Source organism: Devosia sp. J20-27 (assembly GCF_055808595.1).
In genome coordinates, this window is the sequence record NZ_CM147875.1 from 847,061 (window position 1) to 861,452 (window position 14,392).

At 65.1% G+C, this 14,392-nt stretch carries 12 protein-coding genes; 1 reads left to right on the plus strand and 11 read right to left on the minus strand.

What is annotated here, in order from left to right; genetic code table 11:
• The first annotated feature begins 97 nt into the window (after nucleotides 1–97).
• A complete protein-coding gene (locus tag AC0L4C_RS04110; protein WP_473402259.1) occupies nucleotides 98–1,867 on the plus strand; it encodes an EAL domain-containing protein in 1,770 nt (589 codons plus the stop codon).
• A 150-nt stretch (nucleotides 1,868–2,017) separates the two neighbouring features.
• On the opposite strand, the gene AC0L4C_RS04115 is transcribed toward AC0L4C_RS04110, so the two are convergent.
• From AC0L4C_RS04115 to aptA, 11 genes are all read right to left on the minus strand, one after another.
• Nucleotides 2,018–3,061, minus strand: a complete 1,044-nt coding sequence (locus AC0L4C_RS04115; RefSeq protein WP_473402261.1) for a hypothetical protein — start codon at nucleotides 3,059–3,061, stop codon at nucleotides 2,018–2,020.
• Nucleotides 3,062–3,350: 289 nt separating this feature from the next.
• A complete protein-coding gene (locus AC0L4C_RS04120) occupies nucleotides 3,351–4,325 on the minus strand; it encodes an ABC transporter substrate-binding protein (protein ID WP_473402262.1) in 975 nt (324 codons plus the stop codon).
• A 21-nt stretch (nucleotides 4,326–4,346) separates the two neighbouring features.
• Nucleotides 4,347–5,444, minus strand: coding sequence for an ABC transporter permease (locus AC0L4C_RS04125; RefSeq protein WP_473402263.1), 1,098 nt, complete (start codon nucleotides 5,442–5,444; stop codon nucleotides 4,347–4,349).
• Nucleotides 5,441–6,334, minus strand: coding sequence for an ABC transporter permease (locus AC0L4C_RS04130; RefSeq protein WP_473402265.1), 894 nt, complete (start codon nucleotides 6,332–6,334; stop codon nucleotides 5,441–5,443). The genes AC0L4C_RS04125 and AC0L4C_RS04130 overlap by 4 nt, the downstream gene beginning before the upstream one ends.
• A complete protein-coding gene (locus AC0L4C_RS04135; protein WP_473402266.1) occupies nucleotides 6,331–6,885 on the minus strand; it encodes a hypothetical protein in 555 nt (184 codons plus the stop codon). Before AC0L4C_RS04135 ends, AC0L4C_RS04130 begins: the two co-directional genes overlap by 4 nt.
• A 3-nt stretch (nucleotides 6,886–6,888) precedes the next feature.
• Nucleotides 6,889–7,662, minus strand: a complete 774-nt coding sequence (locus tag AC0L4C_RS04140) for an ABC transporter ATP-binding protein (RefSeq protein WP_473402267.1) — start codon at nucleotides 7,660–7,662, stop codon at nucleotides 6,889–6,891.
• A 187-nt stretch (nucleotides 7,663–7,849) separates the two neighbouring features.
• Nucleotides 7,850–9,301: a dihydropyrimidinase gene (hydA, locus tag AC0L4C_RS04145; RefSeq protein WP_473402269.1), complete on the minus strand. Its 1,452-nt coding sequence runs from the start codon at nucleotides 9,299–9,301 to the stop codon at nucleotides 7,850–7,852.
• Complete coding sequence (locus tag AC0L4C_RS04150) at nucleotides 9,298–9,744, minus strand: endonuclease domain-containing protein (RefSeq protein WP_473402270.1); 447 nt, start codon at nucleotides 9,742–9,744, stop codon at nucleotides 9,298–9,300. The genes hydA and AC0L4C_RS04150 overlap by 4 nt, the downstream gene beginning before the upstream one ends.
• Before the next feature lie 82 nt (nucleotides 9,745–9,826).
• Nucleotides 9,827–11,077, minus strand: a complete 1,251-nt coding sequence (locus tag AC0L4C_RS04155) for a Zn-dependent hydrolase (RefSeq protein ID WP_473402271.1) — start codon at nucleotides 11,075–11,077, stop codon at nucleotides 9,827–9,829.
• 324 nt (nucleotides 11,078–11,401) lie between these two features.
• A complete protein-coding gene (locus AC0L4C_RS04160; RefSeq protein ID WP_473402273.1) occupies nucleotides 11,402–12,898 on the minus strand; it encodes a CoA-acylating methylmalonate-semialdehyde dehydrogenase in 1,497 nt (498 codons plus the stop codon).
• A 74-nt stretch (nucleotides 12,899–12,972) separates the two neighbouring features.
• A complete protein-coding gene (aptA, locus tag AC0L4C_RS04165) occupies nucleotides 12,973–14,304 on the minus strand; it encodes an omega-aminotransferase AptA (RefSeq protein WP_473402274.1) in 1,332 nt (443 codons plus the stop codon).
• Nucleotides 14,305–14,392 lie beyond the last annotated feature (88 nt).

The window sequence follows — 14,392 nt, forward strand, 5'->3', positions numbered from 1 at the left end:
GTGCCCGCAGGCCTTGGGGCGCCGGAGCCGTTGTCATGTGCAGAATGCACGCCCATCGCCAAGCCGATCGCCCGCGCCCCCGCGGGACCGGGCAGCCATGAGCGCGGCAGGCGAGCCGGCCGAGGCGGTGCTGACCGCCAGGCTGCGCCAGACGCAGCGCCTGCTGCGGCGGCAGACAGCGCGCTTTGCCGCCATGGTGGATGCCGTCGGCCACGGCTTTGCCATGTTCGACAACCGCAAGCGGCTGATTGCCTGCAACCCCGCCTTTCTCACCACATTCGGGCTGCCGGTGAGCTGCGCCCGCACCGGCACCAGCCTCGAACGCATTCTGGATGCCCGCATTGCGGCTGGAACGCAGGTGGGCGTCGACGAGGCCAGCTTCATTTCCGAGACCATGGCGCTGGCCGAGACGGCGCATGCCATCAGCCGCCTGCAGCAGCTGCAGTCGGGCGACAGCATTGCCGTGAGCTTCCGGCCGATGCCGGATGGCGGCTTTGTGTGGACGCAGCACCCGGCAGCAGAGCAGGCGGCCCCGCCGTCCCTGCAGCCACCGCTGGTCGAAGCGGCTGCGGCAGGCGCTGAGGTCACGGCAGCCGATATCGGCCTCGCGCTGCTCGATGGCCTCGAACCGCCGGAATTGCCCGTCACCGACGACCCGGACAGCGACGCCACCGAAGATGCCGATGATCTGATGGCCGGATTTGCGGCGATTGCCGACGATCTGGAGCAGGCACCCGCCGAGGATGCGGATATAGGCGAAGACCCGGCCGGCGAGCCGGTCGAGGACATTGCGGCTCTGGTGGCCGAGGCGGAAGAATTGCTCGAGGCGGGGCCCGGCGCTGCCGCGGTGGCAGAGCCGGATGCAGAGGATGCAGCGCCCCAAGGCGATGCGGTTTTGCCCGGCGACGCGATCGGCGATGATCCGATGATGGGGCTCGACGGCGCCATCGGACCGGAGCTGCCGGACGAGACCGTCGTCTGGGCCGAAGACCTCGCCAGCGAGGATGCCGGGCTGGATGACGACGCTGCGCCCGTCGCGGCAGACGCCGAGATGGCGCCCGAGGCGTCGCCGCTCTTTGCCAGTCTGGCGGCGCTGGAAGACGACATGCGGCAGGGGCTCGCCGACGGCCAGTTCAGCCTCCAGTATCAGCCGATCCTCGACATGGCCTCGCAGCAGATAGCCGGGTTCGAGGCGCTGTTGCGCTGGGCGCACCCGGCACATGGGGACCTGGCGCCGGGCGACTACCTGGAGCTGGCCGAAGCGGGCAGCGCGATTGCCGAGCTCAATGCCTGGGTGATGCGCACGGCGCTGGCCGAGGCTGCGCATTGGCCGGCGCGCTATCGCGTGGCCGTCAATGTATCGCCGGCGCAGTTCAAGCTGGGTGATCTGCCGGGGCTCATCCCGGACCTTCTGGGTGAGAGCGGCGTGGCGGCAGAACGGCTGGAGCTGGAGTTCACCGACTCGCTGTTCCTCGCCGATGCCGAAGCCAGTCTCGAGACGCTGAAGGCACTGCGGGCGCTGGGCGTCAAGCTGACGCTCGACGATTTCTGCGCCGGCCAGTCCTCGATCCGCGACGTGCTGGCCTTCGATTTCGATCGCATCAAGATTGATGGCGAGTTCATCCGGCTGGCCGACGGCAAGGCACCGGCCGTGGTGCGGGCTTTTGTCGAACTGGGCGAGTGGCTCGCTGTGCCGGTCACCGCCGAGGGCATCGAGACTGCCGAGCAGCTGCGGGCGGTGCACGGGCTGGGCTATGCCGAGGCGCAGGGTTTCCTGATTGCCCGGCCGGTGCCGCGCGCGGCGCTGGCGGGGTTGATCGGCGACGGCTACGGCGCGGCCGTGCCGGACTTGAAGGCCACCGGCTGAGCATAGAGAAAAGGGGCGGAATTGCTTCCGCCCCTGTCGCTTCAGTCTTCGATCCTTAGTGGATGAAGAAGACGATGATGATGATCAGCCAGATCGGCACGCCGAGAAGCCAGAGTCCAATTCCACGAAACATGGTGTTTTCCTTTCGGCTTACCAGCGGCGGAACATGGCGGGGAAAGCCGTGTTCCGGTCGCGATGATTGCCGCCCTTCTGGGCTGCCCAATAGGCACCGACGGCGCTGACGAGCAGCGAGGCGGCAGTAATGAAGGCTGCAAGCACGGTCATCTTGCGCGCAGCTTCGGCGGCCTCGGCAGCCTTGGCCTTGGCGTCTTCGATGCTGGCTACGACCTGATCGACGCGGGCTTCCGCCTCGGTCTGGCTGAGACCGGTATTGGCAGCCACGGCCTGGGCCAGATAGGCCCGATCATCGGCCGGCAGATCGCCACTGACGGCACTCTGGGCAAAGATACGGCCAGCTTCGGCACGCACCGCAGTGGTGTCGGCAGGAACGTCCGTTGCGGTTGCCGTGGACGGGGCTATGGCCTGCGTCGTGGTGGCAGCGGGTGCGGCCGGCGTGGTGGCCGTGTCAGTGCCTGCGGCCGGCGCCGGGGTGATGGTGGCGTCCGGCGTAGCCGGTGCCGCCGCCGTATCGCCTGCCGGAGCCGGACGGAACAGCATATCGGTGAAGTAGGCGTCCGGATTGCTGGCCGCACCGTCGGCGGCGCCGCCGGCAACGTTGGACGCTGCATTGGTCACCGCACCGGCAACATTGCCGACAGTGGTGGCCGCAGCACCAAGACCGCTCACCGCAATGAAGGCGCCGAGGATCAGCGCTCCGGCCCAGACCAGCAGGCCGTGGGCGCCGTCGCGCATGTCGCTTTCGTCTTCATTGGCATCACCGTGCCGCTTGCGCAGCCGCCCGGTGACGTAGCCGCCGGCCATGAAGCTGGAGATCTGCACCCAGAGCAGCCAGCTGGCGGCGGCAATGGCAATCCAGATCACCGGGACATCATCGGCGGCGTTGAAGTTGGTGAAGCTCAGACCGATCGCCGAGCCGAAGGTCAGCAGGACGATGGAGATCGCGGTGGCGATGGCGATGCCGGCGATGATCGCCGGCCAATCGACATAGCCACGGTCAGCGGTTTCGGCCGGACCGGGTCCGACCACGACATCGACTTCGGATGGAAGTGTCATCTTCTCGTTCTCCTTGTTGGGGCGGCTGCTCAGCGCAGGCCGAAGAACGACAGGACGGCAAGGATCACGACGACGAGGCCGACGAGGTAAATGATGCCATTCATGGGGAGTGCCCTTCTTTGACGCGTTTCGATTGCGACTCAATTGCGGCGAGGGCTTTTGGTTGCGACAATAACGCCTAAAAATTGAGCATGATGTCAGGGAACTTTCCGGGGGCTTTGTCGTTCGCGCGACGGCAAAAAAAAGGCGGGGTTGCCCCCGCCTTTCGCAAATCACGCCGCTCTGAGGCTTACTTCAGCGCGTCGGTGACGACGGTGGAGTATGCGCCCTCGGGCTGGGCGGTGATGATCTTCTGGTCGAGCAGCGCCTTGACCGTACGGTCATAAGTGGTCATGTCCAGCGCCGGGTCGGTGGCATCGACAAGCTTGCTGACTTCGCCGACCATGTACTTCTGGTGGGCGAGTTCGGCGGCGCCGGTGTCATCGCTGTCGACGACGATCTGGGCGGCCTCGTCGGGATTGTCGAGCGCATACTGCCAGCCCATCATGGAGGCCTTCACGAAGCGGGTGTAGGCGTCGACCTTGGCCGGGTCGGCCAGAGTATCTTCCATCACATAGAGACCGTCTTCGAGCAGGTCGTTGTCCATCTCGGTGTAGTTGAAGATGGTCAGGTTGTCGGGGCCGTAGCCGGCGTCGAGGGCCTGGCCGTACTCGTTATAGGTCATGACCGAGATGCAGTCGGCCTGCTTCTGGATCATCGGCTGGATGTCGAAGCTCTGCTGCAGAACCTTGACGTCGCCGCCTTCCTCGGTGGAGAGGCCGAGCTTGTTCATCCATGCGAAGAACGGATATTCGTTACCGAAGAACCAGACGCCGAGCGTCTTGCCCTTGAAGTCGGCTTCCGAAGTGATGCCGGTTTCCTTGGGGCAGATCATCATCAGGCCGGACTTCTTGAACGGCTGGGCGATATTGACCAGAGGCACGCCCTTTTCGCGCGCCGACAGGGCACCGCCCATCCAGTCGACGATGATGTCAGCACCACCACCGGCGATCACCTGCTCGGGCGCCACGTTGGGGCCGCCGGGAGCAATGGTGACGTCGAGGTTCTCGTCGCTGTAGAAGCCCTTGGCCTTGGCGACGATATAGCCCGCGAACTGTGCCTGGGTGACCCACTTGAGCTGCAGCGTCAGCTTGTCCTGCGCCATTGCGGCCGATGCGGTCAGCGCCATCGCGCCTGCGGCCATTGCCAGTAGAAGTTTTTTCATGTGTTTCGTCCCTTACCCCTGTTACGTACGTCCACCACGGACGGACGGATGCCAGAACGTGACTGCCCGTTCGATAAGGGCAATCACCCCATAAAAGGCAGATCCCGCGACCGCCGCCATTGCGATCTCTACCCAGACCAGGTCGATGTTGAGTCTGCCGACCTCGGTCGATATCCGGAAGCCCATTCCCACAATGGGCGTCCCGAAGAATTCCGCTACGATTGCGCCGATCAAAGCCAGAGTCGAGTTGATCTTGAGGGCGTTGAAGATGAAGGGCGCCGCTGCCGGCAACCGCAGCTTGAACAGCGTCTGCCAGTACCCGGCCGCATAGGTGCGCATCAGGTCGCGCTCGATGACCGAGGCGGTGTTGAGACCGGCGACGGTGTTGACCAGCATGGGGAAGAAGGTCATGGCGACGACGACCGCGGCCTTGCTGGGCCAGTCGAAGCCGAACCACATCACCATGATCGGAGCGATACCGATGATGGGCAGCGCCGAGACGAAATTGCCGATCGGCAGGAGGCCGCGCTTGAGAAAGGGCGAGCGGTCGACAAGGATAGCGACGGCAAAGCCCGATAGACATCCCATGGCGTAGCCGGCCAGCACGGCCTTGAGGAAGGTCTGCTGGAAGTCGGCGATCAAAGTGGGGATCGAGTCGATCAGCCGCACCCAGATCTGGCTGGGAGCCGGCAGCAGAACCTGGGGCACATTGGCGCCGCGGGTGACGATCTCCCACACAAACAGCAGCGACAGGCCGAAGATCACCGGGATCAGGATGCCGAACATCCGGCCCGACACCTGGCCGAGGCGGATGGCCTGCGACAGGCGTTCGACAAACAGCCAGGCAAAGCCCCAGCAGGCAACGAGAGCGATCCAGAAGAACGGCGGCTCCTCGGCATAGACCGGCAGCGTCAGCAAGAGCCCGACGGCGCCGAGCAGCGCCAGCGGGCCGTCGAACCAGAACGGAAGCGGCCGGCGGAAGCGCAGCAGCGAGACCGTGCCGAGGGTGACAAAGAGCAGCAGTACGATCGGCGCGTCGCCGGCCGCCAGCGCCATGCCCAGCGCCAGGGCGCTGAGGATGCCGGCGAGCCAGGCGAGGGTTTTCTGCAGGGAGCTCATGCGCGGGCCCCCATCCTGGCATTGGCCAGTCTTTCGGCAAAGCCGACGAGAATGACGAGCACGGCCGCGAGGGCCGCGGCAAGGAACAGCGCCGCCCAGATCTGCACGGTCTGGCCGTTATAGGACCCGGTCAGCAGCCGGACGCCAAGACCACCGCCGGCGCTGTTGGAGAGCTCGCCGACGACGGCGCCGATGAGCGAAATGGCGATACCGACTTTCATGGAGGCAAAGAGGAACGGCACAGCGGAGGGCCAGCGAAGCTTGGCAAAGACCTGCCAGGGCGTGGCGCTGTAGGTGCGCATCAGGTCGAGTTGAATGCCTTCGGGCGTGCGCAGGCCTTTGACCATGCCGACGACGACGGGGAAGAAGCTCAGATACATCGAGATCAGCGCCTTGGGCAGCAGGCCGGTGACGCCGACAGCGCCGAGACCGACCACCACCATGGGCGCGATGGCGAGGATGGGCACGGTCTGGCTGGCGATGATCCAGGGCATCAGCGAGCGGTCCGAGGCGTCGTTGTGAACGATGACCACGGCGAGGCCGATGCCGAGCAGGGTGCCCAGCGCAAAGCCGAACAATGTCGCCGAAAGGGTGATCGAGGCATGGTAGGCGAGCGAGCGTTTGGAGCTGATATCGGTGCCGATGGTGGCATTCCAGATTTCGCCGATCACCTGATGCGGCGCCGGCAGCAGCGGCTTGTCCTGCGCCCAGGTCTGCAGCGCGAACTCGGTGAACGGCACATTGGCGAGTTCGGCCCGCGCGTTGAGCGTCTCCTGCCACGGCGTGTTCATCCAGACGGCGGCGGCATACCAGACCAGCACGATGGCCGTGAGCACGATGAGGATGGGGCCGAGACTGGACTCGCGGAACATGCGGGTGGCATCGGTCATCGCGGACGCTTCCAGGAGACGGCCAGTCGCTGCTTGACGGCGGTGATGACGGCCTGGGCCTCGGCCTGGCTGATGCCGTGGGCGAAGCGCAGATTGCGCGGGTTGCCGACAATCTCGAACGAGGTCTGCGGAATGCGGCGACCGTTGACCGTGTAGGTGCGCGTGAGATCGTCGGGCACGAAGCGCAGGTCGGCGATCTGCGCGGCGGGCAGGTGCGTGGGGAAAGCCAGCAGCAGGAACCGCCGTACCAGGGTCACGCCGTCGGAGCGGATGACCAGCGTCTCGGTGGTGAAGGCGCGCGCGGCCAGGGTAGCGATGAATGCGAAGCCGCCCAGCCCCCACGCGGTGAGCCAGATGTAGAAGAATGCCGGTTCATTGCTGGTGGCGGCCAGCATGATCAGGGCAAAACCGCCGCCGAACACCCAGATGGCGATGGCCGGCAGCAGCATCAGGACCCGCTTCCAGCGGCCGGGGCGGCGCAGGCGGACGCCGGTATAGCCCTGCCCGTGGTCGAACTCGGCCCTGATCTGCGACACGCCCCCCGTCAGCATGGCCTACTCCTCGTACGAGTGGCCGGCGCGCAGGCCGTCGCGAACCCGCGCGGCAAGGCGCAGGAATTCCGGGGTCTCGCGGATGTCGAGCGGCCGTTCGGCAGGAAGATCGCTCTCGATGATGTCGGTGACCCGGCCGGGGCGCGGGCTCATCACCACGATCTTGGTGGAGAGATAGACCGCCTCGGGGATCGAGTGGGTGACAAAGGCGATGGTCTTCCGGGTGCGGGCCCAGAGCTTCAGGAGTTCCGAATTGAGATGGTCGCGGACGATTTCGTCCAGCGCCCCGAAGGGCTCATCCATCAGCAGCAGATCGGCATCAAAGCTCAGGGCGCGGGCGATGGAGGCGCGCTGCTGCATGCCACCCGAGAGCTGCCAGGGATACTTCTTCTCGAAGCCCTTGAGATTGACCAGGTCGAGCGTCCGGCTGATGCGCGCCTCGCGATCACTGAGCCCCATGATCTCGAGCGGCAGCGCCACGTTCTGCTCGATGGTGCGCCACGGGTAGAGGGCCGGGGCCTGAAAGACATAGCCATAGGCGCGGTTGACCCGGGCATCGGTGGGCGTGGTGCCGTTGACGGTGATGCTGCCAGAGGTCGGCCGCTCGAGATCGGCGATGACACGCAGGAAGGTGGTCTTGCCGCAACCCGACGGGCCGATGAAGGAGACGAACTCGCCGCGTTCGATTTCGAGATTGACGTCGCTGAGAGCGACCACGTCGCCGTCATTGGTGTGGAAGGTAAGGCCGAGATTTTGGGCGGAGACGACTGCGGTCATGCGTTATTCGGCCTGATCACGTACATTGATCCTCGTATCGAGCACTTTTTCCACTATCCGGCGCAACTCCTCGAGCCCCCCAGCGCGCTTTTCTATCTCCGCCCGAAGCTTCTGATCGTGGCCGGGTAGAAAGCGGCCACCCTTAGTCGGCTGACCACAGCCGCAGTTGCACTCGGTGGTCATGTCATCACACCCCGGTCGCCGGAATGCCGGTGCGTTCGACCTTGCGTGGCGCGACGACATCTTTCCACTGGCTGAGAGCCTTGTTGACGGGATTTTTGGCTTCGCGGGCGACGAACTTGCCGTGGCCCGGCTCGGCCTTGACCTCGTTCTCGATCACCGAGACCTTGCCGCGGCTCATGACGAAGCGCGGCAGACCGGTGACCTCGAAGCCCTCGAAGACGTTGTAGTCGATGGCCGATTGCTGCGTGGCAGCCGAGATGGTCTTCTTGCGGCCCGGATCCCAGACGATGAGATCGGCATCGGCGCCGACCAGCACGGCGCCCTTTTTGGGGTAGAGGTTGAGGATCTTGGCGATGTTGGTCGAGGTGACGGCGACGAACTCGTTCATGGTCAGCCGGCCGGTATTGACGCCGCGGCTCCAGAGCACCGCCAGCCGATCCTCGAGGCCGCCGGTGCCGTTGGGGATCTTGGAGAAGTCGCCGATGCCGTTGCGCTTCTGCTCCGTGGTGAAGGCGCAGTGGTCGGTGGCGACCACCGAGAGCGAGCCCGACTGCAGGCCGGCCCAGAGCGAATCCTGATGCAGCTTGTTGCGGAAGGGCGGCGACATGACGCGCCGCGCCGCGTGATCCCAGTCGGGATTGGCATATTCGCTGTCGTCGAGGGTCAGGTGCTGCACCAGCGGCTCGCCATAGACGCGCATGCCCTGCTGGCGGGCGCGGCGGATGGCTTCATGCGCCTGCTCGCTGGAGACATGCACCACATAGAGCGGCACGCCGGCCATGTCGGCGATCATGATGGCGCGGTTGGTGGCCTCGCCCTCGACTTCAGGGGGGCGCGAGTAGGCGTGGGCCTCGGGGCCGTTATTGCCTTGGGCCAGCAGCTTCTGCGTCATGGCGGCGACGACGTCGCCGTTTTCGGCATGCACCAGCGGCAGCGCACCCAGTTCGGCACAGCGCGAGAACGAGGCGAACATCTCGTCGTCGTTGACCATCAGCGCGCCCTTGTAGGCCATGAAGTGCTTGAAGCTGGTGATGCCGCGATCGACGACATCGGCCATTTCGTTGAACACCTGCTCGCCCCACCAGGTGACGGCCATGTGGAACGAGTAGTCGCAGCTGGCCTTGCCGGACTTGTTGTCCCACATCTGCAGCGCCTCGAGCAGCGACTGGTTGGGACTGGGCAGGCAGAAATCGACCACCATGGTGGTGCCGCCCGAGAGCGCGGCGCGGGTGCCGGATTCGAAATCGTCGGCCGAATAGGTGCCCATGAAGGGCATTTCGAGATGGGTATGCGGATCGATGCCGCCCGGCATGATGTAGCAGCCCGTCGCATCCATGGTCTCGCCGCCGGAGAGGTTCGGCCCGATCTCGGTGATGATGCCGTTCTCGACCCGCACATCGGCCTTGTAGGTGAGGTCGGCGGTGACGACGGTCCCGTTCTTGATGACTTTGCTCATGATCGTGCCCCTTGATGTGATGTGGCCTCCGTCACCTCTCCCTGGGGGGAGAGGTCGGGCGTCGCGAAGCGGCGTCCGGGTGAGGGGGCCTTTTCCAGTCTGGCGGCAATCTCGGTGAGAACGCCATCCAAATTGCTCATGACGTCGTGGTTCCAGAACCGAAGCACGTCATAGCCATGTTCGGCTAGTACCGCTGTGCGCGACGCATCGTCCCTGCGGGCGTTCGCCTGGGCATGCTGGCCACCGTCAAGCTCAACCAGCAGATCGGCGTCGCGACAGGCAAAGTCCGCAATGAATGGTCCGACCGGTTGCTGGCGCACGAACTTGAAGCCCAGCAGCCGACGGTTGCGCAAGTGAGCCCAGAGTCTGCGTTCAGCATCGGTCGAGTTGGCCCGCAGCGTCTTGGCTGCCTGCGCGGCAAAGCGGGTCTTGAGTACACTCATCGAAGGCCCCCTCACCCGCCGCTGCGCGGCGACCTCTCCCCCAAAGGGAGAGGTGAGTAGCGCCTGTCGGAAGCAACTTGCCTCACGCCACGATCTCCGCGGTTTCCAGCGTGGCGTGCAGCAGGACGTCGGCGCCGGCGGTGGCCCATTCCTTGGAGATGTCTTCGGCCTCGTTGTGGCTGAGGCCATCGACGCAGGGACACATGATCATCACCGATGGCGCCAAGCGGTTGGCCCAGCAGGCGTCGTGGCCGGCGCCGGAAATGATGTCCATGTGGCTGTAGCCGAGGGTTTCGGCAGCGTCGCGGACGCGCTTGACCAGCGTCGGGTCGAAGGTCACCGGATCGAAGTGGCCGACCGGCTCGACGGCGCAGCCGACGCCGAGCTCGGCGCAGATCTTCGGGGCCTCGGCCTCGATGCGGGCGCGCATGCCGTCGAGCTTGGCCTGATCGGGCGAGCGGATGTCGACGGTGAACACCACCTTGCCGGGCAGCACGTTGCGCGAATTGGGCGAGAAGAACATCTGGCCGACGCCGCCGACGGCGCCCGGCTGCGCCTCCATGGCGACGGTCTGCACCATTTCGAGAATGCGGGCCATGGCGAGGCCGGCATTGACGCGCATGGCCATCGGCGTCGAGCCCGTATGGGCCTCCTTGCCGGTCAGCGTGAATTCCAGCCACCACAGGCCCTGACCGTGGGTGACGACGCCGATCTGCTTGTTTTCAGCTTCGAGAATGGGGCCCTGCTCGATGTGATATTCGAGATAGGCGTGCATCTTGCGGGCGCCGACCGGTTCGTCGCCGAGCCAGCCGATGCGCTTGAGCTCATCGCCGAACGTCTTGCCGTCGGGGTCCTTGCGGCCATAGGCATAGTCGAGGGTATGGATGCCGGCGAAGACGCCGGAGGCCAGCATGGCCGGCGCGAACCGCGCCCCCTCCTCGTTGGTCCAGTTGACGATGACGATCGGGTGTTTCGTCCTGATGCCGAGATCGTTCATCGAGCGGACCACTTCGAGCCCGGCCAGCACACCGAGCACGCCGTCATAGCGGCCGCCGGTCGGTTGGGTGTCGAGATGGCTGCCGACATAGACCGGCAGGGCATCGGGATCAGTGCCCGGGCGGGTCATGAACATGGTGCCCATCTGGTCGACGCCCATGCTCATGCCGGCGTCCTCGCACCACTTCTGAAAGAGAGCCCGGCCTTTGGCGTCATGGTCGGTCAGCGTCTGCCGGTTGGAGCCGCCGGCAATGCCGGGCCCGATTTCCGCCAGCTCGTGAATGGAGTCCCAGAGACGATCAGGATTGATCCGAAGATTTTCGCCGGGCGCGGACATGGGGCTACTCCTTGGACAGTCTGGGAAGATAGGCGGTCAGCCGGTAACTGCGCTGACGACTGGTCGCTGCACTGGCTCCTCTCAACCCTCGTCCCTCAGGGGAGAGGGTGGCCGGCGCGTAGCGCTGGCCGGATGAGGGGTGCCCCGCTATCGCCGCCAGAATGTTCTCAGCAACGCCTTCGCCGTGACTGCCCCTCACCCTGGCCCACTCCCCGGCGGGGAGAGGGTATTGCAGCACCGAGTCTGCCTCATCGCCCCCTCTCCCCCCAAGGGAGAGGGTCGGGGAGAGGGGCTGACCCGGAACTGGGTGAGGGGATGGCACCATTACTTCTGGCTCGGGAAGCTGAACTCGGCGCCGGATTTGATGCCCGCCGGCCAGCGCGTGGTGACGGTCTTGAGGCGGGTGTAGAAATGCACGCCTTCCGGCCCATAGATGGAATGATCGCCGAACAGCGAGCGCTTCCAGCCGCCGAAGGAGTGGTAGGCGACCGGCACCGGGATGGGCACGTTGATGCCGACCATGCCGACCTCGATCTTGTCGGCGAACTCGCGGGCGGCGTCGCCGTCGCGGGTGAAGATGGCGGTGCCATTGGCATATTCGTGGCCGTGGATGAGGTCGACGGCGTCCTGGTAGGTGCCGGCGCGGACAACCGAGAGCACCGGCCCGAAGATTTCCTCGCGGTAGATCTTCATGTCGGGCTTGACGTGGTCGAACAGCGTGCCGCCGACATAGTAGCCGTTCTCATAGCCCTGCAGCTTGAAGCCGCGGCCGTCGACAACGAGCTCGGCGCCCTGCTCGACGCCGGAATCGATATAGCCGAGGATCTTGTCGCGGTGTGCGGCCGAGACGACCGGACCCATCTCGGCATCCTTGTCGGTGGCCGGGCCGATCTTGAGGCTTTCGACGCGGGGTTTCAGCACCTCGATCAGGCGGTCGGCGGTCTTTTCGCCCACCGGCACGGCCACCGAGATGGCCATGCAGCGCTCGCCAGCCGAACCGTAGCCGGCGCCCATCAGGGCATCGGCGACCTGGGTCATGTCGGCATCGGGCATGACGATCATGTGGTTCTTGGCGCCGCCCAGGGCCTGCACGCGCTTGCCGGCCCTGGTGCCGCGCTGGTAGACATATTCGGCAATCGGGGTGGAGCCGACAAAGCTCACCGCCTTGACGTCGGGATGGTCGAGCAGCGTATCGACCGCTTCCTTGTCGCCGTGGATGACGTTGAGCACGCCCTCGGGCAGCCCGGCTTCCATGAACAGCTTCCAGGCCAGCATCGGCGCCGACGGGTCGCGCTCGGAGGGCTTGAGGATGAAGGTGTTCCCGCAGGCAATGGCGATGGGATACATCCACATCGGCACCATGGCCGGGAAGTTGAACGGCGTGATGCCGGCCACGACACCGAGCGCCTGGCGGTCGGAATAGCTGTCGATCGAGGGGCCGACATTGCGCGAGAACTCGCCCTTGAGCAGTTGCGGAATGCCGCAGGCAAAATCGACGCAGTCGATGCCGCGGGCGACCTCGCCCAGCGCATCGTCATGCACCTTGCCGTGCTCGCGCGAGATTTCACGCGCCAGGTCGTCGGCATACTGGTCAAGCAGCGCCTTGAACTTGAACATGACGCGGGCCCGCTTCATCGGCGGGGTATTGGACCAGGCCGGGAACGCCGCCTTGGCCGAGGCCACGGCGGCATTGATCTCATCGACGCTCGACAGCGGCAGGGTGGCCGACTGTTCGCCGGTGGCCGGATTGAAGACCGGCTGGGTGCGGGGGCTCGTCGAGGTGACGAGCTTGCCGCCGATGGCATTCTGAATGGTGGTCATCACGAAATCTCCGCTTGGGTGTCCGGCTTAGAACATGCATTCCATTTGTTCTGCAACAGAACGTTTGTTCCAGCTTACTCCAGCGTCTTCAGGATATCTGCCAGGGTGCCGATCAGGGTATCGATATGGCTCTTCTCGATGATCAGCGGCGGCGACATGGCGATGATGTCACCGGTGGTGCGGATCAGAATGCCGGCCTCGTAGGCTTTGACGAAGGCCGAGAAGGCGCGCTTGGTCGGCGAACCGGCGATCGGCTCGAGTTCGACGGCGCCGATGAGCCCGAGATTGCGGATGTCGATGACGTGCGGCAGGCCCTTGAGCGAATGCAGTGCCTCTTCCCAGTAGGGCGCCAGTTCGGCGCCGCGGGTCAGCAGGCCTTCCTCGCGGTAGGTTTCGAGCGTGGCGAGGCCGGCGGCGGAGGCCACCGGATTCCCCGAATAGGTGTAGCCGTGGAAGAACTCGATGGCGTGCTCGGGACCCTGCATGAAGGCATCGTGGATTTCCGAGGTGACCAGCACGGCGCCCATCGGAATGGTGCCGTTGGTCAGCCCCTTAGCGCAGACGATCATGTCCGGCGTGACGCCGAAATAGTCGGCTGCGAAGGGCGTGCCGACACGGCCGAAGCCGGTGATCACTTCGTCAAAGATCAGCAGGATGCCGTGCTTCTTGGTGATCTCGCGCAGTTTCTTGAGGTAACCCTTGGGCGGGATAAGCACGCCGGTGGAGCCGGCGACCGGCTCGACGATGACGGCGGCGATGGTCGAGGCATCGTGCAGGGTGACGATACGCTCGAGTTCGGCCAGCAGGTCGTCGGCGCCCTCCTCGCGTTCGCCGCGGGTGAACTGGTTCTTGCCCGGCGTATGGGTGTGGGGCATGTGGTCGACGCCGGTGAGCAGCGTGCCGAACATCTTGCGGTTGGTGACGATGCCACCCACCGAGATGCCGCCGAAGTTGACGCCGTGATAGCCGCGCTCGCGGCCGATCAGGCGGAAGCGGGCGCCCTCGCCCTTCACCCGCTGATAGGCCAGCGCCACCTTGAGCGCGGTCTCGACCGATTCCGAGCCGGAATTGGTGTAGAGCACGTGATTGAGACCCTCGGGGGCGATGCCGACGAGCGCATTGGCCAGTTCGAAGGCCTTGGGGTGCCCCATCTGGAAGGCGGGAGCATAGTCCATCTCGGCCGCCTGCTCGGCGATGGCCTCGACGATCCTGGGCCGGCAATGGCCGGCATTGACGCACCAGAGGCCGGCCGTGCCATCAAGCACCTGACGACCATCGGAGGTGGTGTAGTGCATGTCCTTGGCGCGCACGAACATGCGCGGCGCCTTCTTGAACTGGCGATTGGCAGTGAAAGGCATCCAGAAGGCGCTAAGGTCGTTTGGTGTGACGTTCAGGCGATTGGACACCTTCAGGCTCCCGGTCGTATTATTGTTGATATTTTTGGTCACATTTATTGTGGCTTGACGTTACGTCATGTTATCCAGAAATTTGACC

What these genes read in the sequence shown, in the direction of transcription:
- AC0L4C_RS04110 (WP_473402259.1), top strand. Translation starts at nt 98, where the DNA reads ATGAGCGCGGCAGGCGAGCCGGCCGAGGCGGTGCTGACCGCCAGGCTG.
- AC0L4C_RS04115 (WP_473402261.1), bottom strand. Translation starts at nt 3,061, where the DNA reads ATGACACTTCCATCCGAAGTCGATGTCGTGGTCGGACCCGGTCCGGCC.
- AC0L4C_RS04120 (WP_473402262.1), bottom strand. Translation starts at nt 4,325, where the DNA reads ATGAAAAAACTTCTACTGGCAATGGCCGCAGGCGCGATGGCGCTGACC.
- AC0L4C_RS04125 (WP_473402263.1), bottom strand. Translation starts at nt 5,444, where the DNA reads ATGAGCTCCCTGCAGAAAACCCTCGCCTGGCTCGCCGGCATCCTCAGC.
- AC0L4C_RS04130 (WP_473402265.1), bottom strand. Translation starts at nt 6,334, where the DNA reads ATGACCGATGCCACCCGCATGTTCCGCGAGTCCAGTCTCGGCCCCATC.
- AC0L4C_RS04135 (WP_473402266.1), bottom strand. Translation starts at nt 6,885, where the DNA reads ATGCTGACGGGGGGCGTGTCGCAGATCAGGGCCGAGTTCGACCACGGG.
- AC0L4C_RS04140 (WP_473402267.1), bottom strand. Translation starts at nt 7,662, where the DNA reads ATGACCGCAGTCGTCTCCGCCCAAAATCTCGGCCTTACCTTCCACACC.
- hydA (WP_473402269.1), bottom strand. Translation starts at nt 9,301, where the DNA reads ATGAGCAAAGTCATCAAGAACGGGACCGTCGTCACCGCCGACCTCACC.
- AC0L4C_RS04150 (WP_473402270.1), bottom strand. Translation starts at nt 9,744, where the DNA reads ATGAGTGTACTCAAGACCCGCTTTGCCGCGCAGGCAGCCAAGACGCTG.
- AC0L4C_RS04155 (WP_473402271.1), bottom strand. Translation starts at nt 11,077, where the DNA reads ATGTCCGCGCCCGGCGAAAATCTTCGGATCAATCCTGATCGTCTCTGG.
- AC0L4C_RS04160 (WP_473402273.1), bottom strand. Translation starts at nt 12,898, where the DNA reads ATGACCACCATTCAGAATGCCATCGGCGGCAAGCTCGTCACCTCGACG.